Annotated in this window: 24 protein-coding genes; 19 read left to right on the forward strand and 5 right to left on the reverse strand. The window is 34.8% G+C overall.

The window, feature by feature from the left end:
* The 3 genes from HHO41_RS21195 to HHO41_RS22840 form a co-directional block, all read left to right on the forward strand.
* Positions 1–604, forward strand: a 604-nt coding sequence (locus HHO41_RS21195) for a transposase (protein ID WP_169102436.1), incomplete at its 5' end; no start/stop codon positions are given.
* A gap of 367 nt (positions 605–971) precedes the next feature.
* Complete coding sequence (locus HHO41_RS21200; protein WP_169102438.1) at positions 972–1,658, forward strand: hypothetical protein; 687 nt, start codon at positions 972–974, stop codon at positions 1,656–1,658.
* Positions 1,655–1,726: an SEC-C metal-binding domain-containing protein gene (locus HHO41_RS22840; RefSeq protein ID WP_169102469.1), complete on the forward strand. Its 72-nt coding sequence runs from the start codon at positions 1,655–1,657 to the stop codon at positions 1,724–1,726. Before HHO41_RS21200 ends, HHO41_RS22840 begins: the two co-directional genes overlap by 4 nt.
* Before the next feature lie 123 nt (positions 1,727–1,849).
* Here HHO41_RS22840 and HHO41_RS21210 read toward each other — a convergent pair whose 3' ends face one another.
* The 3 genes from HHO41_RS21210 to HHO41_RS22675 are packed head-to-tail and all read right to left on the reverse strand — an operon-like array spanning position 1,850 to position 2,987.
* Positions 1,850–2,350, reverse strand: a complete 501-nt coding sequence (locus tag HHO41_RS21210; protein WP_169102440.1) for a hypothetical protein — start codon at positions 2,348–2,350, stop codon at positions 1,850–1,852.
* A gap of 8 nt (positions 2,351–2,358) precedes the next feature.
* The gene (locus tag HHO41_RS21215) at positions 2,359–2,856 is read right to left on the reverse strand and encodes a hypothetical protein (protein WP_169102442.1); all 498 of its coding nucleotides are present in this window, start codon (positions 2,854–2,856) and stop codon (positions 2,359–2,361) included.
* A 2-nt stretch (positions 2,857–2,858) separates the two neighbouring features.
* Positions 2,859–2,987, reverse strand: coding sequence for a hypothetical protein (locus tag HHO41_RS22675; RefSeq protein ID WP_282434297.1), 129 nt, complete (start codon positions 2,985–2,987; stop codon positions 2,859–2,861).
* Positions 2,988–3,238: 251 nt separating this feature from the next.
* On the opposite strand from HHO41_RS22675, the gene HHO41_RS22500 reads away from it, so the two are divergent.
* From HHO41_RS22500 to HHO41_RS21260, 10 genes are all read left to right on the forward strand, one after another.
* Entirely contained in the window at positions 3,239–3,406 is a 168-nt protein-coding gene (locus HHO41_RS22500) for a hypothetical protein (RefSeq protein ID WP_248278566.1), read from the forward strand.
* A complete protein-coding gene (locus HHO41_RS22505) occupies positions 3,403–3,567 on the forward strand; it encodes a hypothetical protein (protein WP_248278567.1) in 165 nt (54 codons plus the stop codon). Before HHO41_RS22500 ends, HHO41_RS22505 begins: the two co-directional genes overlap by 4 nt.
* Before the next feature lie 256 nt (positions 3,568–3,823).
* Positions 3,824–4,978, forward strand: coding sequence for a hypothetical protein (locus tag HHO41_RS21225; RefSeq protein ID WP_169102444.1), 1,155 nt, complete (start codon positions 3,824–3,826; stop codon positions 4,976–4,978).
* A 461-nt stretch (positions 4,979–5,439) separates the two neighbouring features.
* On the forward strand, positions 5,440–5,724 hold the full coding sequence (locus HHO41_RS21230; protein WP_169102446.1) for a hypothetical protein: 285 nt from the start codon (positions 5,440–5,442) through the stop codon (positions 5,722–5,724).
* Positions 5,725–5,879: 155 nt separating this feature from the next.
* Positions 5,880–6,731, forward strand: a complete 852-nt coding sequence (locus HHO41_RS21235; protein WP_169102448.1) for a PGN_0703 family putative restriction endonuclease — start codon at positions 5,880–5,882, stop codon at positions 6,729–6,731.
* Positions 6,732–6,854: 123 nt separating this feature from the next.
* The gene (locus tag HHO41_RS21240; protein ID WP_169102450.1) at positions 6,855–7,160 is read left to right on the forward strand and encodes a hypothetical protein; all 306 of its coding nucleotides are present in this window, start codon (positions 6,855–6,857) and stop codon (positions 7,158–7,160) included.
* A gap of 150 nt (positions 7,161–7,310) precedes the next feature.
* Complete coding sequence (locus HHO41_RS21245; RefSeq protein WP_481747109.1) at positions 7,311–8,147, forward strand: HD domain-containing protein; 837 nt, start codon at positions 7,311–7,313, stop codon at positions 8,145–8,147.
* 207 nt (positions 8,148–8,354) lie between these two features.
* Complete coding sequence (locus HHO41_RS21250) at positions 8,355–10,013, forward strand: NERD domain-containing protein (RefSeq protein ID WP_169102452.1); 1,659 nt, start codon at positions 8,355–8,357, stop codon at positions 10,011–10,013.
* 362 nt (positions 10,014–10,375) lie between these two features.
* Entirely contained in the window at positions 10,376–10,999 is a 624-nt protein-coding gene (locus HHO41_RS21255) for a hypothetical protein (protein WP_169102454.1), read from the forward strand.
* 42 nt (positions 11,000–11,041) lie between these two features.
* A complete protein-coding gene (locus HHO41_RS21260) occupies positions 11,042–11,539 on the forward strand; it encodes a P-loop nucleotide/nucleoside kinase family protein (protein WP_169102456.1) in 498 nt (165 codons plus the stop codon).
* 202 nt (positions 11,540–11,741) lie between these two features.
* Here the strand turns inward: HHO41_RS21260 and HHO41_RS21265 are convergent, their stop codons facing one another.
* Entirely contained in the window at positions 11,742–12,143 is a 402-nt protein-coding gene (locus HHO41_RS21265) for a hypothetical protein (RefSeq protein WP_169102458.1), read from the reverse strand.
* A 361-nt stretch (positions 12,144–12,504) separates the two neighbouring features.
* Here HHO41_RS21265 and HHO41_RS21270 point away from each other — a divergent pair, with 361 nt between their 5' ends.
* From HHO41_RS21270 to HHO41_RS21295, 6 genes are all read left to right on the forward strand, one after another.
* Entirely contained in the window at positions 12,505–13,200 is a 696-nt protein-coding gene (locus tag HHO41_RS21270) for a DUF4230 domain-containing protein (RefSeq protein WP_248278568.1), read from the forward strand.
* Positions 13,201–13,797: 597 nt separating this feature from the next.
* Positions 13,798–14,187 (forward strand): hypothetical protein, encoded by a 390-nt coding sequence (locus tag HHO41_RS21275; RefSeq protein WP_169102463.1) that lies wholly within the window; start codon positions 13,798–13,800, stop codon positions 14,185–14,187.
* A 125-nt stretch (positions 14,188–14,312) separates the two neighbouring features.
* Positions 14,313–15,275: an Rpn family recombination-promoting nuclease/putative transposase gene (locus tag HHO41_RS21280; protein WP_169102465.1), complete on the forward strand. Its 963-nt coding sequence runs from the start codon at positions 14,313–14,315 to the stop codon at positions 15,273–15,275.
* Between the two features lie 222 nt (positions 15,276–15,497).
* Positions 15,498–15,902, forward strand: coding sequence for a hypothetical protein (locus tag HHO41_RS21285; protein ID WP_211171267.1), 405 nt, complete (start codon positions 15,498–15,500; stop codon positions 15,900–15,902).
* 283 nt (positions 15,903–16,185) lie between these two features.
* Positions 16,186–16,626: a hypothetical protein gene (locus HHO41_RS21290; protein ID WP_211171268.1), complete on the forward strand. Its 441-nt coding sequence runs from the start codon at positions 16,186–16,188 to the stop codon at positions 16,624–16,626.
* Positions 16,627–16,662: 36 nt separating this feature from the next.
* Entirely contained in the window at positions 16,663–17,058 is a 396-nt protein-coding gene (locus HHO41_RS21295) for a hypothetical protein (protein WP_169102467.1), read from the forward strand.
* 86 nt (positions 17,059–17,144) lie between these two features.
* Here the strand turns inward: HHO41_RS21295 and HHO41_RS21300 are convergent.
* Positions 17,145–17,373: transposase domain-containing protein (locus HHO41_RS21300; protein ID WP_211171269.1), on the reverse strand; the 229-nt coding region annotated here is incomplete at its 5' end.

Here is a 17,373-nt window from a genome sequence, read left to right on the forward strand (position 1 = left end):
TTACTTCACTGCTCACATTTGTAAAAAGACACTTGATATGAACCTTTTCCCTGTCATTGCTGAGCGTAAAGCTTTTAATACAGAAGGTAAGTTTTCTAAATCCCAATTCATTTATGACACGGAACAAGATGTCTATATTTGCCCAGCGGGCAAAAAACTAGTCTATGGCAATACAAACCGTCAAGGATATAGAGAGTATAAGTCGGATTCTAATGTATGCAATGATTGCCCTTTCCTAAAACAATGTACCTCAAGTGCGAATAAGCAAAGGATTATCCAGCGACATATATGGGAAACGCACAAGGAAAGAGTAGTCCAAAACCGTCAAAGTAAAATTGGGAATGCCATATACCAATTACGTTGCCAAACCATAGAGCGAAGCTTCGCGGATGCTAAAACACTCCACGGGCTTCGCCGTTGCCGGTTCCGGGGAAAAGAGAAAACCCAGGAACAAGCACTCATGACGGCAGTGGCACAGAACCTAAAGAAGATTGCTAGGCGCCTAGCCAAGCAATCTCAGCAGGGGAATCCTGACTTTTTTATTTATTTCATTAATCTAGTTCGAATCTTCTCATCTTGGAACAGGCGGGATTGGGTTGCATAAAACCACTTTTTCAACAGCCTGAAAATCTCCGTTTATTTGGGCTATTTGAGCTTCCTCTTTATGCATTAGACGGAATTTCTCCGCTTATCAATCCTTATGCTTGCTCGAAAATCCACCATTTGAATGAATAGATTAAGAGAATTTGATATAGTAAAGGTACACAACTTACTTTTTAGGGAAACTTTAATTAGTTAATGATTTAACTGCACTTAGAAACGTATTTTACATAGATAACAACGAGAGTCTACTTAAAAATGGGTAGGCTCATGTTTTTTTGACAGGGAAGGTTTCTAATCATCAAAGTTTTACCTCATTGCTCACATTTTTTCAGATGTAAGCGAACGACCAATAAGGAGGGATAACTTTCATGCTAAATTCATTAGAACAATTAAGATTAGATGTGGAGTCTTTATGTAACTATCAGATAAATCTTATACCAATCGAAAATGCAGAAGCATATTGTTTGTGTGCGCAGAGTCCCGCTGAAGCTACAAATGAGCGAAACGTTTGGCAGATTTATATACTTGATTCCTTATCGAAAGAAGAGCGCCTTGAAGCCGAAGCACATGAACTAGGCCATTTGCTGGTTCACTATCGACCACCAGGTCTCATCACGATGGATTCAATTGTGATGTTTGATGAAGACATGCAGGTGCTAATTGGTGAAATAGATAATGCCATTTCACATAAATTACTTATCGATGAGTTGAAAATTAAATATAACATTAGCAGTGGCTTACACATCCGGTTAATGGCGACGTCATTAGAGGACATTCATGCAGAATTAAAGAATGTAGAGACCGATAAGAATACTAAACTATTACATTCTATAGGTGTTTATCTATTCGATATTTCTCGAACAAACAAGAATGCTTTAACAAGAGTTTTCCAAAAGCTTCAATTAAACTCGTCTGTCAAACATGCTTATATGGCAGCACAGCTTCACTTAACCCAGATTAAATTAGGCCAATCTCAAACCATCCAACGCCAACATGTTAATAGATTTATGGGAGATATCGGCTATCAGGAGGAACTGGATTACTTTTTTTTATGAATGTGGGACAGACCTGTCCTTGTGGAAGCGGAAAGAAATTTAAGAAATGTTGTGGGAGGGGATATTAATAAGGATATTTCTGCGAAATTGGCCAGAAATATCCTTATGCTATGTTCACTGGGAGAGGGTGTGATGTCCCTGTGAACCTTCCTGTGTTTCCGGTTGTTTTTCTTGTTTTCTATTTTATATGCCTAATATAATCGTTTAAGGTATTTATCTTTTTTAGCAATTTTATCATTAGTAATATTCTTCCCAAACTGAAGTCCATATACTATATTTTTATTCAAATAAAACCTCACATAATTGACACCTAAGTTTTTCCCTTTGTATTCTAAATAACTATCATAATCATAAATTTTCATTTTTGCTTGTTTCTTTAAAGCCGGTTCATAAATTCTCACAGTTTCCCAGTAATCAGTATTATCTTCCAACATATAGTCAACCCCACCCTCAAAATCATTCCAATAATCAAATGTTTTATTAACTGACTTATGATTATTGTTTACCTCTGTAGGTTTGCCATATAAATTTTCCAAGTCTTTTTTCGTTGTCTTACCAAAAACTACTTTATTATGAATATTACTAACTGTTAAATTATCATTATTATCATAATTATTATTGTAAACGAAAGTTGCAGTACCAACTGCTACCAATGCTAAACAAGTTATGATGAGAGCAAAAATTTTTTTCATAATATCTCCTAATCAAATTTGCCGTATCTTTTTTCAATACGATTTTTAGTATAGGTATATTCCTTTTCATTCATTGTCATAGTCCCTACCTTAAAATCTACAAGCTCCCCTTTATAAAAATAAAAACGAATATATGAGAAACCTTTTATCTTATACTCATAACAGACATCATATCTATTTGTATTAATATACTTAGTGTTTTTACGAAGTTGTATGGCGTCAAAATATTTTTGTGGCATTTTTTCCAAAATACCATCTCCGTCAGCTTGCAAATCATCATCCTTTCTTTCAAGCGCTGTAACCTTCTGCTCTCCTGTAATAATTTTATGAGGGATTCCAACTTCATTTTTTAATTCTTTGGAACTCATGCCCCATTCAATTTTTTTGGGTATTTCCAATAAAACATCGCTATTTTGAGAACTCTTATTAAAAAATATAAGTATTACACAAATACAACAACTCAACCCTAGTAGAACAATACTCCAAACCTTAATTTTACTTCTCATTTTTAGCCTCTTTTAATATTTGATGAGTTATCGGCTGTTACTGAATTTCTACTAGTTCCTTGAATTTCTGTCACAGCCGAGTTATGTGCTGTCGCCATTTGTTGCGCAGTATCTAAATTACTTTGAATCATAAAAAAAACACCAACTCCATACTAATGTAAAATGTTAACTTATGGTAATTTTATCATAGAATAACAGGACAAAATTAATATTAGAATGAAATAAGTGAATTACCGTTGGACCATTTCGGATGGGTGATAATCTATTGATCAGATAGAACCATGGGAGTATTAAGGGGATTATGGTTGAGTGTTCTTGCACGAACAAACAAGAATGCTATAGTAATAGTTGACCAACTGCTTCAGTTAAAGGGGGGAAGAAAGTGAACGAATTACAAGTATTTAATGAATTACATAAATTCATCAATGGTTTAGGTCCAATGGAATTTACCCTCGCTCAAAAAAGTCTAACATTAGGCTATAAACCTATTCGATTCTTTGCTGGTAAGCGATCAAAGTTTGCCATCAAGAATCTCATAAAGGAAAAATGATTCAAAAAGAAATTCAACAACTCTTACGTTTTGATATCCAAGAACTGCGCGGCTTTAATTTAAAAAAACATGAAGTGTATATTCCATTTGAAATAATTGATTCAAAAGAAAAGTTGGAAATGGTTAAGAAAATTGTCAGAGCGCAGTATGAGATTTTTTAAGTAGTGATAATCCTACAGAAATAATCTTTAGCATCATTGATAAATTGAAGTGGTGGGAGGGTATTATAGTAAAGGAACTAGCTAACAATTATAAGTTACTCAAAAGACGATAGCTCTAACTCAACAAAACGAGATGCCTTTGTCAAAATCCCTTGAGGAATATATGGATAAATAGTCGAGGGTGAGTAAACGTTTTTGGTCAACAAGACTTTGCAAAATAATTAAGAATATCTTTCCAAAAATGGAGGGAATCATAGTGCAAAACGGAAGTATTTTTATTATCTCAGAGGATAACACTTTATTGAGAATGGAAGAGACTTCTTACGATTCTGAAGAACTTTTGCAAAAACTGTTGGATAATTATCCAGATTTACTTGCTGGGGATCAGATTAATCAAGAAATTCCCAGGAGATGGATTCCAATTGCCAGAGAATTTGGGATACCATCTGTTATGGATGGAAATCCCCAATGGCGCATAGACCATTTGTTTATTGACCAGGATTGTATTCCAACTTTTATTGAGGTAAAGAGGAGTACAGATACTCGAATTCGTAGAGAGGTAGTGGGGCAAATGATGGATTATGCTGCCAATGCTACAAAATACTGGCCGATAGAAACCATCCAAAAAGCCTTTCATGAAAAATATTTGAATGATGGGAAAGATGCTTTTGAAGTTTTAAATGATTTACTTGGATCTGAATATGAGGATGACGAAAATGTTGAAGATTTCTGGACAAAAGTTCAGGCGAATTTACACGAAGGTATTATTAGGATGTTATTTGTAGCTGACATAATTCCTGATGAACTACGGAGAATAATAGAATTTATGAATGACCAAATGACAAAATCAGAAGTCCTTGGAATTGAGATTAAACAATACCTCAATTCCGAGAAAAATATTAAGACACTCGTTCCTCGTGTTATTGGATTAACCAACAGTACAGCACAAAAGAAGATAATTACAAAGAAACAATGGAACAAAGAATCCTTTATGACTGAAGTGGAAAATAGACTCGGAAATGAGGCAAAACAGGTTTACCAAGAAATTTTTACTCTACTTTCTGCTGGACCTTACCGTATTTGGTATGGTCAAGGTAAAGTAATGGGTTCAATATTCTTTGTATATGACGGTGTGGAAAGCCATAACTTAATAGGCATGTGGACAAATGGGTCATTTGAACTCCAATTTCAGCATTTAAAAAATAATCCCCCATTTTCGGAATGGGATAAAAGAGTAGATTTTCAATTAAAATTAAAGGAATTATTAAATGTTGAAATTCCAGAAAAAAGCTTGAATTTGCGACCGTCATTTCTCTGGGAAAAACTAAAGACAGCAGAAGCAAGAGAAAAACTTTGCGAAATACTGAGTTGGGTAGTAGACGAAATCAAAAATTATGAGAGCAAAAATTAGTTGTGAAACCGGGGGGTTCGCGCCTGCCTAAATATTACTAATCATAGACTCCTTCAGTAATTAGTAGATAACTTGCTAGTGCTCAAACTAGTGGCATTGTATAAGGATAAAAAGGTCATGACAGAGAATTTAGGTTCTTTGCCATGCCTTTTTTTATTACGGATTTTCATAAAAATGCAAAATATTAAGTGAACAATGGAACCGTTCCACTGTCTTCTGTTTTCAGTTTATTTTAAAAAATACACTAAATGTTAGAAAATTAAGATTAGGCAAAGAGCTATAATTAAGTAAATAGTAATGTTTTCCAGAAAAAGTTAGAGAAGTAGTAACAGGTTACTTGTTTGTGTACATTGGTACCATTCCTGTATTTGGTTAGGGTCACGTAAAAGGATATTTTATACTAAACCTGTAAGTTATTCTTTTGATAATAATATAAATTTCTCTAAAGAGGAGCTGGATCTATGATTCTCAAGGAGATAAAAATAATATTTGACTATATAACGGAAAATGATGTATCTGACTTATTTGGATTTGCGACCCCAGAAGAAATTCTTGACTTCTATATATATTGGGATTGTGTAGACGATGGTATGTCCGATTATGTAAGAAGGATTATGCATTTATGTATTACGAACCAAAGTTTTGGAAATTGCAAATCAAGTGAGGAAGTGCTGAATTGGGAAATGAGGGCATTAAGGGAGTTAGAAAGAAGAGCTAAACTGGCCAGCAATAAAAAAACAAAATAAAGCGACAAATAAACAATTTGAAGGGAGGCGAAATATATATAGGAAAAATTGCACGATGTTTATACTCAAAAAAACATATAGGTGAAAGGCTGGTTTATTTTCGAATAAAAAAGTTTATATCAATCAATATTACCTAATGAAAGGGGAAATCGGAAATGGTTGATTTTCAGAGCAGAGTAAAGGGACATTTAGGAGATTATAAGAAAAATACCCTACTTATTTCACAGCCGGGAACGTACCTGTATAAGAAGGGGGATACAGTTTTTGAAAAAGAATATGACTATATTCTTCCAAGAGAATTGGCAAATTTAAATTTACTAGAAAAATATCGTAATGATTTTAACGAATCTGACTATAAAGAAAACATTACCTTTCATAAATATTTCCATCATTTAAATTCCTCACAAGCAGTTTGTATAAATTTTTTCTATCCATTAATAAAAGAACAACAATTAGATAAACTTTTAAAAATTCTTTCAATCAAGGATATTGTTAACTATAATTCTGATGACATAGTTTTTGAAAAAAAGTCAATGCTTGAAAAAGAAAACGAACGGAAAACGAATTTTGATTTTTTTATGAAGTTAGGCTCAGGAGTTAAACTGCATTTTGAAATAAAATACTCAGAAACTGAATTTGGGAAACAAAAGGAAGATCCCGAACATATTAGGAAATTTGAAAAAACCTATTTTCCAATATTAAAGGACCATCCTGCAATAAAAGAAGATTATAAAAATTTAGAGGTTTTTCTACGGAATTATCAAGCAATGCGAAACCTTCTTCATATTGCCGAAGACAGTTATGTTATTTTTCTTTATCCAAATGAAAACATAAAGATTAGGGAAGAAGCACTTGCAGCACGAAAGGAAATATTGGAGAACGGCTGGAAGGACAAATTTATCTTACTTACATGGGAAGACTTAGTGCATCAATTAAGTGTACTTTTAAAGTCTAAAGAGCTAATTAATTACTACAAGGAATTCAATCGTAAATATCTGGACTTATGATAGTTTTTAAACAAATTCGTTGATGACTATAGTTTGTGTATATAGTAATTAATAGGGAAAAAATCGGGTTGCTTTTGAAGGAACTAGACAAATAAATAGAAAAACTTAAAGGACAGGTTCATAATGATAACTTTTAAGAATGTTGATGATTTGTTTAAATCCTATGGTTTAAAGCCTCATCCAATAAAAAACGGCCAATGTTTTGAATATGATTTTGATAACCGTTTTTTAGGAAAAAAAAGAAATGTTGCAACTAGAGTAAAACCTCTAGTCAATGGAGGGGTTGGTGGATACCTGTATGTTGATCATTTAGAGGAATTTAAGAATCATCCTGATAAAACCAAAATGGGACACTATGCAATAAAGCATTGTAAAAGTGTTGAAGAGTTAGCAAGCCTGCTGGAAAAGGTTACTCATTCTTATAGATAATAGACATGGAACAAACAATAGTTGCGATAGTGATTGAATCTCTGCGGGTGCGGGGTCTTAAAGGTTTAGAAAATGGATTTAACGCCGAGCCTAGTAGCCTCATTATTATTCAAAATGAAACAAAGGAGGATGAGGAATGGATATTATTGAATATGCAATTATACACATAAAAACCAGTATCGAAAATCCACCGACATACCATATATCACACATCCTTTTGCGGTGGGAATGCTTCTGCAAAAGGCAAAATGTAGTGATGAAGTAATTGCAGCCGGAATTCTTCATGACACACTAGAAGACACTAACACTACATATGAAGAGTTGGAAAAACAGTTTGGAACTCGTATTGCAAAGCTAGTAAGAGCTGCATCTGAAATTGATAAGAGTTTACCTTGGCAAGAGAGAAAACAACATACAATAGACCAATTGAAAAGTGCGTATTTAGAAGAAATTCAGGTTATTACTGCCGATAAATTACATAATTTAAAATCTATTCAAGAAGATTTAGAACAATACGGAACGGATATATGGAAACGGTTTAATGCCGGAAAACGTGATCAGCATTGGTATTATGCGAGTATCGTTAAGTCGCTATTACCTAGAAAAAAAGAGTTTAAGCTTATATCTGAATTAGTGAAAACTGTGAAAAATGTTTTCGGTTCCTTAGATATATATGCAGAGAAGGAGTTTTCGGCTCTTTTTTCCTGTACATATGACATTGATAGCAAAACTGAACACTTGTTACAAGAGTATGGGCTAATGAGCATCGCAGAAGAATTAAGGGCAGAAGCAAAAAGTATTTACCAAGAAGATTATGATATTGTTATTTCCAAATTGGAAGACCTTCAGCAAAGAGGATTAGATTTACAATCAAATTCAGAAGGACCTTTTCTACTTGCTTCATTTTGTATAGCTATGCAAAAAAGATTTAATTGGACAGATGATGAACTTTATAAATATTTGATAAGGAATATATCTAAATTATAATTTTGGTATTAAATAGTAAAATAATGAAAATTTATATTCCCCCTTATTGGGGATATTAATAATTATGTTTTAAAATATACTGAAATGATAGAAATAACCCAAGAAGGGACTATTTCTATCTTTTTTTGTCCGAATTATTAAATTTATCTATTCAATAGGGATTTAGTGGAAAAACATAGAATACCTGTAAGGAAAGGAGTGTGCCATATGGCTAAAATGATTCCTGACCTAATCCCTAGTACGATTGAAAATGCTGGTGAGCGGTATTTTTATGAAAAAGCGCGTGAGCTTCCTGAAACATATACAGTTTTTTATTCCTATAAATATTCCATAGATGATGACCGAACCGATCCTTATGGCCTTCGGGAGGCTGACTTTGTGATTGTTCACCCGAACTATGGATTTGTTGTAGTTGAGGTGAAAGAAGGGGAAGTCCAGTATTCGAATGGCATCTGGCAGGAATTTAAGGGGGGCACGTATCAGCAACTGTCAAAGGCCCCCTTGAAACAGGCACGTGATTCAATGTTTGCGATATTAAACCGTTATCGAGCAGTGAGCCACGACCATGACTTTCCACTCCGGTTCCGGTATGCTCTTTGTTTCCCTGATACGACACGGAAGACGGGGATGACTCCTGAAGATTTGCATGAAGAAAGCTGCTGGACCTCTTCTGATATGGAGGATCTTGAAGGAAAAGTAAAAGCCATATTTGCAACTTATGATAAAAGAAGTCCGATTGATGCGACAAAACAACTGATAACAAAAGTCCTTTCTCCTTCATTTAGAATGTTTTCAACTCTAGATGATCAACTTGATATATTGACCAATCAAGCTGCTATTATTTTGACCGAGGAACAGGAACGGATCCTCGAAGAAACAGAAGAGGATCATCGTAAAATTTTCTTCGGAGCAGCTGGGACAGGCAAAACATTCATTGGGATGAAGAAGGCTATCGACTTGGCTGAACAAGGGAAAAAGGTTTTGCTCACTTGTTACAACAAACATTTGGTTACTGTATTTAACAAGTACGCTTCACATAAAAATATTATTGGAACAAATTTTCATGATTTTTTGACGGAGACGTTAAAGAACAATGGATATAGTTTTGATGAACCGAGTGATTTTAATGAGTTTTATGAAGAAACGCTGCCTAATCTAATGTACGATTTGTTTTCATTAAAAGAGGAAAATGAAAAGTTTGATGCAATCATTGTCGATGAGGGACAGGATTTTAAAGAGAGTTGGTATCTTTGTTTGGATGAAATGGTCAAAAAGGATGGTCATTTTTATATCTTTGCTGATCGGCATCAGAATCTGTTTGGAAATGGGTTAGACTCATTGAAGGATTTCCAAATGTCGAAGCATAAGCTGACCATTAATCTAAGAAACACTCAAAAAATTAACGAATGGTGCCAACCGTTAATTGAAAACTCCAAGCTGCGTTACCGCCTCACAGGTGGGATGCCTGTTGAGTATTTTGCTTGGAAAGATTATCAGGATGAAAAGCGGCTGGTTGAAAAAGAATTAAACAAGCTAATCAGTAAAGGGCTTTCCCCGCATAAAATCACGATTCTCTCAACACATAGAAAAGAAAAAAGCAGTTTAAAAGATTTAAACACAATTGGCTCTGGACAATGGCCAATTGTTCCATTAGAACAGTCAAATCAGTATGGCATAAAGTTCAGCACGATCCGCGCCTTTAAAGGGTTGGAATCAGACGTGGTGTTTATAATTGGTGTGAAGAAAAACAGCCCGGTTTGCACCCCGGCGGATATTTATGTAGGTGGAACACGAGCCAGGTTTCTCTTGAAGATTTTCCACGATGAGGTTTGGTCGATGGAGGATGTGGGGAAGCGACAATTCTGAAACCAATTATCTTTTGTTTTAAATAGGAGTTTTCCGTCTTTAGCTAGAGTTGGCTAAACTTTAGAATGATAATTAACAGGATTATTTGAGAAGGAAATAGAGAATTAATTGCTAGAGTTTATAAGGACAATAGGGTTAGTAATCTTATTATTACTGGATGGGTTTATTACTAGTAAAATTTATGGGAACCGTTACCACGGTTCTCTATTTATTCTCATACATTAACCCTGAGGAAAAGACATACACAATTGGATAATTCTGGGACTTTTATATCCCGCGGTGTTATAATAAAAGTAATAAGAGTGATAGCAGAGTTTCATTCGACTTATGTACACAAAAAAATGAATGTGAGGAGAATTTATATGACGATAGCATCCAAAAAGTCATCTCTAAAGTGGGTTCTCGTGGCTCTGGCTATACTGCTTGTGGTAGGATGTGCTAAAAATAGTGCGGAAAGCGGAGATCAGAATCAAAAAAATAGCTCCACCAGTAATAGTCAAACTCAAAAAGATTCTTCCACCAATGATAGTCAGAATACCACTTCTAACGATTCTCCGTCACCTTCGACTTCATCTAAAGATTCCAGCTCAATTATCTATAAAAATACTCAATACGGATTTAGCTTCAAGCTTCCGGCAAAATGGGAAGGTTATTCAATTGTCACTGATCAATGGGAAGGTATTGCTTCAACTGACGGAGCAGTTGTTGAAACAGGTCCGATTATTTTGATTCGAGATCCTAAATGGACTGCTCAAACCCCGCGTCAGGATATCCCAATCATGGTATTTACGCTTGACCAATGGGATTCACTAAAACAGGAGGTATTCCATGTTGGAGCAGCTCCTGTAGATCCAAGCGAATTGGGCCGTAATAATGATTATGTGTTTGCCCTACCAGCACGATATAATTATGCTTTTCCACCCGGGTTTGAAGAAGTGGAAAAAATCTTAGCTGATCATCCTTTACAAACAAACGAAGAACAATAAAAAGATTTACAACCACTAAAATAAGCACGGGGGATAAAAAAGATGAAACAATTGGGGACGCTATACTTTTTCTGTGGAAAAATGGGTGCAGGAAAATCAACTAAGTCAAAACAACTGGCGATAGATAAGCATGCGGTACTGCTGTCTGAGGATGAATGGCTGTCATCTCTTTATCCCAATCAGGTCGCATCATTTGAGGACTATATAAAATTCTCAGCTCAACTCAAACCGTTGGTGAAAAAGCTTGTCCAAAACATATTAAGTGTCGGTACAGACGTCGTGATGGATTTTCCGGGCAACACTCAAAAACAGCGAAAGTGGTTGTTGGATATCGCGTCAGAGGTCAATGCAAGCCATCAACTAATTTTCCTCAATCTAAATAACGAGCAATGCTTACGTCAAATTGCACAAAGGCGGAGTGAACAACCTGAAAGAGCAGCTTTTGACACGGAAGTGGTGTTTAATCAAGTTACTAGATTTTTTGAAGCACCAGAAGCATCTGAGGGTTTAAATATTATAGAGTTTAGTGGTAAAGAATAACAAGAAGCGCAACATATCGTTGTGTAACCAAAAAGAATAGGTCATAAAATTCTCAAAACGCAGAGGATGCTGAAACCTCTGCGTTTTTCTGTGTGATTTTTGAACAGAGAGACGGTTACGACGATTTACCGTGGAACTCAAGTTTGTTTTGGACAAAAGAAAAAGCACTCCATAAACAGAGTGCCTTGTCCTGTATATTTTTTTATCTAAGTAAATCACTTATTGAAGAATCAAATGTTTCCTTTAAAAATGAATCTAATACACTTTCATCAAAAACTTTATCATTTGGCCCTATAAAACTGTATGTATTTTCATTGAAATAAAATTCATGCACATATCCAGAACGAATATTTTCTATTTGAATTTTTTTATTAGTGAATTTTACCTCCATTCTGTAATTAAACAGTCGGACCTTGCAAAAGTATTCTTCGACATCTATTTCGAAATTTTTTTGAGCAACTTCCGATACATCCTTCAAACTATATTCTAAATATAGAAAATAATTTCTAATCATTGCAAATGTTTCTTCTACCGTTCTTCTGATAATTAATTCCTTCCTAAATACCTCGTGTACTTTCGGAATAAATTGGTCTTTATAACTCATCACATCATCTCCTTTTCCTCGTGGTTTTGATATTCTCCAGCTTACCTCTACATTAATATGTGGCAGTTGTACATCATTTACACATGAAAATAAAAAAATAAAGTAAACTACCAATTATCGATTTTTTGACCTTATACTGTGATGATTTTCCAGTTTAATTCTAAATGTGAAATATCTTATTCAAAGCAACCAAGATAATGAAACCAATTATACCAGCTATATGTTTGTTCACAGTTCATAGATTATTTAATATTATACTTCGAAAATATTGGATTAATAGTTTAATATAGGGATTGATTGATGTAATTTCATATTTTCATTCAAAAGAATGAGAGAAGAATGTGGGAAGGGGAGAATACTGATGGGGTTAAGACATGGTAGGGGAGAGAGTGATACTTCCGCCACAATCGGACATAGAGGTAAAGGGACTAATCTTTCAGTGCCATTATTTAAGCCTAAGTTTAAATTTAGGGGTATAAAAATTATTCTAAGCATTGTGTTTTTGGCTTCAGTATTAGTAAATATCTGGTTGTTTTGGGGAAGAACTTATAAGCAAGAAACTACAATTTTTGTTGAAGATGTTCAGAAGCTAGCGACTCTTGCAACCGCTGAAGCGCATGTTAAGACTGTGATTAAGCAAACGGACAATAAAATATTTGGAAAAGATATTAAGCGTGATCTCCCTGGAACAAAGCAAGAATTATTATTGATTGTACCTGCCACTGTCGTTGTAGGAGTTGACTTAAACAAGGTCTCCAAAAGGGATATGAAAATAAATGAAAAAGAAAAAGAACTTGAAATCGTTCTGCCGCCAGCTGAGTTTATTCAGGACCCCGCAATTCAAATGGATCAAGTAATAACATACTCTGAGGAAGGATTATTCCGACAAGAACCTAAATGGGATGAAGGGTATGACTTTGCTGCACAAGCACAACAGCAAATCAAGGAGGAAGTAAAAGAATCAGGACTATTAAAAACAGCAGAAAAAAATGCAGAAAAAGTATTAAAAGAGTTTTTTAGAAAACTTGGCTACTCAGTGAAAGTATCAATTAAATAGAATCCTAACCATACTGGTACCAGGCACCGGTCGAAAAATTTTGTTTCACAAAGATCTGTGAAACAAGAAAAATCGGGTGGTGACTGGTACTTTTTTTGAGTTAATATTCTGACGTTTTTGTGAATTGTGATTGAGAATGTAGTTATTGTCCTTATTACAAATTATAATAATGGTGTTACTTCAATTTTTCTGCGATACTCTTCGTACTTCATCATTCAATAATTTACTCATCTTTTTTCTCATCAATTTATTTTGGTTTATTAAGAAATACAACTATAAGTTGAGGCTTTTCTTAACGTTCTTTCCATCAAACTTCAAATTGAAAGAACGATATTCATAGAAATACAATAATTATTGCACAATTTAATTACATCTTCAGAATGGAGGTGATAAAATGCCAAAACGAAATAATATTTTTTAAATTTAGAATTCCTTCTATTAAATTTGAAATATCCCCTTTCATTTCCATTGTTCTCAAACCTGCTATCAAAACATCTCATCAAAACTTCTTTTAATAACTAAAATAATACAGTTTATCACTTGGATAAAGGGGACTGTTTCCTGTTCAAACTAAATTTTTTAAAAAGGAGTCGTTTTATGAATCCAGTTCTAAAGAAGATTGTTAGAGGTCTCAGTGTTTGTTATTCTGAAGTTTTTCCAAATCCAGATACTGATTATTTCGAATTAGAGTACAATGGAAAGTTATTTATCATTGCTGACTCATATTGTATGAATCCAGATTGTACGTGCCAGGAGGCAGTGTTGAATTTTGTTCAAATTATACCAAAAAGAGGAAGGGAAGCCGAAAGTTTTATGATAAGGTATAAACTTAACGGAAGGGGATATAAAATTCATGATCAGGGAAATTTCAATAGACATGAATTGCGGTCTATAGTAAGGCATTTTACCTCCGATGGAATGATCCTCAAGCCGTTAAATGAACGATTCAATGAAATGAAGGAAAAAGCAAAAGTAATTTTTAGTTAACAATATATTGTGATTTACCGTTGTTTGACCGACAGAGTTGGCAGTGGTCACTGCTATTCTTCATCAACTAATGGCAATAATTACATACGTACTTCCTATCACTCCCCTGAAAGGAATATCCTCAAATGAAAAAAGAATACTTAGATTTGAAATTGGATTTTATGTTTAAGCAACTTTTTGGACAACCTAACCGAAAGCATATTACGATAGCTTTTCTAAACGATATTTTAGGGAGGAAAGGGACAAATCGTATAATAGACCTAACCTTCGAAAATACAGAAAAAGTAAAAGATCGAACCGATGGTAAAACGGTACGATTTGATGTCACTGTACTCACGACATTAGGTGAAAGAATTAATGTCGAAGTTCAAATCAGAGACCAACAGGATATGCCAGAACGGACACTTTATTATTGGTCGCGAATGTTTTCCTCTTCATTAAGTTCAGGCGATTCATACACGTTACTACCTCCTACCATTTTCATCACGATTGTCAACTATCCGCTATTCCCATCAGAAACCGATCGCTTTCATACGAAGTTCCATATTAGAGAAGACGAAGAAGGATTTCTATGGTCTGATAAGCTCGAATTCCATTTGATTGACCTGAGCAGTTTCATGGTACAATGGAAAAAATATAGGCGGAAATTGAAAGAACAAAATGAACACGAATTACCATGGCTGATGATGTTAACAGCGGCTGATGCAAAACGGAAAATTCTATACAGTGACATTTTGGCAGAACTGGAGGAATGGGCGATGAATATCGAAGAAGTTCGCGAGGCCTTAATTGAATGGGAAAATTTAAGTGCTGACAAGAAAAACCGTGCCGAATATGAAGTGAGATTAAGAGAACTGCGTGATCAATTAAGCAATCTCCAGGGCTATCATCGTAAGGGGAAGGAAGAAGGGATTAAAGAAGGTATTAAGTTAGGAGTTGAAAAGGGAAAAAAAGAAGGAATAAAAGAAGGTAGCAGAATCATTGTAAGTAATTTGAGGAGAAAAGGTTTATCAACGACGGAAATAGCAGAGTTAACAGGATTAACTGAGGATGAAATTCGGGAACTTTTAAAACAGGGGGATAGTTAGTGTGTTTACCTAAATATTACCATAAATAAACTCTTGCTGTAATAAAGAGATAACCTTTCAGTGCTCAAACTAATAGCATCGAATAACGAAAAAGGTCATGACAGAGAATTTTGGTTCTCAGTCATGACTATTTTTTTGCCGGTTTTCATTAAAAATTGTAAAATATTAGGAGAAAAATGAACCTTTCCAGCAGTTTTCCATTTGATTGACCTGAGCAGTTTCATGTTACAATGGAAAAAATATAATCGGAAATTGAAAGAACAAAATGAACACGAATTACCATGGCTGATGATGTTAACAGCGGCTGATGCAAAACGGAAAATTCTATACAGTGACATTTTGGCAGAACTGGAGGAATGGGCGATGAATATCGAAGAAGTTCGCGAAGCCTTGATTGAATGGGAAAATTTAAGTGCAGACAAGAAAAACCGCGACGAATACGAAGCGAGACTGAAGGAACTGCGTGATCAATTAAGCAATCTCCAGGGTTATCATCGGAAGGGGAAGGAAGAAGGAATAAAAGAAGGAAGAAAAATCGTTGCAAAGAATTTGCTGAGAAAAGGATTATCACTGACGGAAATATCTGAATTAACAGGATTAACTGAGGATGAAATTCGCGAACTTTAAATGAATCCACTTATATGGAAACGGAAGTACAGTTAGTATGTCTACCTAAACATTACCAAATTTAGAATCTTACAGTAATAAGGAGATAACCTTTCAGTTCCCAAACTAATAGCATTGAATAACGATAAAAGGTCATGACAGAGAATTTTGGTTCTTTGTCATGACTATTTTTTGCCATTTCTCCTTAAAAAATTGTAAAATATTAGGTAAATAGTGGGACCTTCCCGCTATTTTTCTATGGTCTGACCGACTTGAATTCCATTTGATTGACCTGAGCAGTTCCATGGTACAATGGAAAAAATATAGGCGGAAGTTAAAAGAACAGAACGAACACGAATTGCCATGGTTGATGATGTTGTCAGCGGCTGACGCAAAACGGAAAATACAATACAGCGAAATTTTGGCAGAACTGGAGGAATGGGCGATGAATATCGAAGAAGTTCGCGAAGCCTTGATTGAATGGGAAAATTTAAGTGTAGACAAGAAAAACTGTCCCGAATACGAAGTGAGATTGAGAGAACTGCGTGATCAATTAAGTAATCTCCAGGGCTATTATCGTAAAGGGAAGGAAGAAGGGCTTAAAGAGGGGTTTAAGGAAGGAATAAAAGAAGGGTTTAAAGAAGGAAGAAGAATCATTGCAAGGAAATTGCTAAAAAAAGGATTTTTACTGACGGAAATAGCTGAATTAACAGAACTAACTGAGGATGAAATTCGCGAACTTTAAATCCATCCAAAGGGAACTACAAAGGGATGATTAAATTTGAAAATTGAACCTAACGTGGTAAAACTTTCTTCAAAACAACGTCTCCTTAAATTGCAGGAGTTGTTAGCAAAATATACTGATGAGGACCATGAGTTTACTTTAGAAGAAATTCTGGATCAATTTTACAAGGAATACGAGGTTTATCCTGGCAAAAAGGCAATCCGTGATGACTTAATCGAGTTGGAGAAATCGTTGCTGTTTGATGTTACCGTGAATCAGGCAAAAGAGGGTGTCGAGAAATATTACAGTCATCAAGGTAGGTTATTTGAAATTCATGAACTGCGATTACTAATCGATGCTGTTTCTTCTGCCAAATTCATCTCAAATGAAGATACAGAAAGTCTTGTTGGTAAAATAAAACAACTGACAAGCCAAAACTTAGCAAAACAGTAAGCCCGAAATATAAAAATAGCGCACCTTCACGGTACGCATCATAAATAGCCATATATCATTGATTTTTTATCAGATATACGGCTATTTTATTTTCCACATTCAGCCTGGATCATTTTTGACCAAGGCAGATATTGTTTTAATATTTCTGGGTTTCTGTGAATATCAAGATTCGGAAGATCCGTCAATAACTTCACAAGGTATTGATAAAAATCTACTCCGTTCGCTTTGGCTGTTTCTGCGATACTCAAACAAATTGCGTTGGCTTTTGCACCAGCTTCACTAACAGAATGGAGCCAGTTTTTGCGGCCAATCACA

Source organism: Bacillus sp. DNRA2 (assembly GCF_012843265.1).
GTDB lineage: Bacteria > Bacillota > Bacilli > Bacillales > Cytobacillaceae > Bacillus_BU.

Excerpts from the sequence above, each read along its gene's own strand:
- HHO41_RS21200 (WP_169102438.1), top strand. The coding sequence starts at position 972 with ATGCTAAATTCATTAGAACAATTAAGATTAGATGTGGAGTCTTTATGT.
- HHO41_RS21210 (WP_169102440.1), bottom strand. The coding sequence starts at position 2,350 with ATGAAAAAAATTTTTGCTCTCATCATAACTTGTTTAGCATTGGTAGCA.
- HHO41_RS21215 (WP_169102442.1), bottom strand. The coding sequence starts at position 2,856 with ATGAGAAGTAAAATTAAGGTTTGGAGTATTGTTCTACTAGGGTTGAGT.
- HHO41_RS22675 (WP_282434297.1), bottom strand. The coding sequence starts at position 2,987 with ATGATTCAAAGTAATTTAGATACTGCGCAACAAATGGCGACAGCACAT.
- HHO41_RS22505 (WP_248278567.1), top strand. The coding sequence starts at position 3,403 with ATGATTCAAAAAGAAATTCAACAACTCTTACGTTTTGATATCCAAGAA.
- HHO41_RS21230 (WP_169102446.1), top strand. The coding sequence starts at position 5,440 with ATGATTCTCAAGGAGATAAAAATAATATTTGACTATATAACGGAAAAT.
- HHO41_RS21235 (WP_169102448.1), top strand. The coding sequence starts at position 5,880 with ATGGTTGATTTTCAGAGCAGAGTAAAGGGACATTTAGGAGATTATAAG.
- HHO41_RS21240 (WP_169102450.1), top strand. The coding sequence starts at position 6,855 with ATGATAACTTTTAAGAATGTTGATGATTTGTTTAAATCCTATGGTTTA.
- HHO41_RS21250 (WP_169102452.1), top strand. The coding sequence starts at position 8,355 with ATGGCTAAAATGATTCCTGACCTAATCCCTAGTACGATTGAAAATGCT.
- HHO41_RS21255 (WP_169102454.1), top strand. The coding sequence starts at position 10,376 with ATGACGATAGCATCCAAAAAGTCATCTCTAAAGTGGGTTCTCGTGGCT.
- HHO41_RS21260 (WP_169102456.1), top strand. The coding sequence starts at position 11,042 with ATGAAACAATTGGGGACGCTATACTTTTTCTGTGGAAAAATGGGTGCA.
- HHO41_RS21265 (WP_169102458.1), bottom strand. The coding sequence starts at position 12,143 with ATGAGTTATAAAGACCAATTTATTCCGAAAGTACACGAGGTATTTAGG.
- HHO41_RS21270 (WP_248278568.1), top strand. The coding sequence starts at position 12,505 with ATGGGGTTAAGACATGGTAGGGGAGAGAGTGATACTTCCGCCACAATC.
- HHO41_RS21275 (WP_169102463.1), top strand. The coding sequence starts at position 13,798 with ATGAATCCAGTTCTAAAGAAGATTGTTAGAGGTCTCAGTGTTTGTTAT.
- HHO41_RS21280 (WP_169102465.1), top strand. The coding sequence starts at position 14,313 with ATGAAAAAAGAATACTTAGATTTGAAATTGGATTTTATGTTTAAGCAA.
- HHO41_RS21285 (WP_211171267.1), top strand. The coding sequence starts at position 15,498 with ATGTTACAATGGAAAAAATATAATCGGAAATTGAAAGAACAAAATGAA.
- HHO41_RS21290 (WP_211171268.1), top strand. The coding sequence starts at position 16,186 with ATGGTACAATGGAAAAAATATAGGCGGAAGTTAAAAGAACAGAACGAA.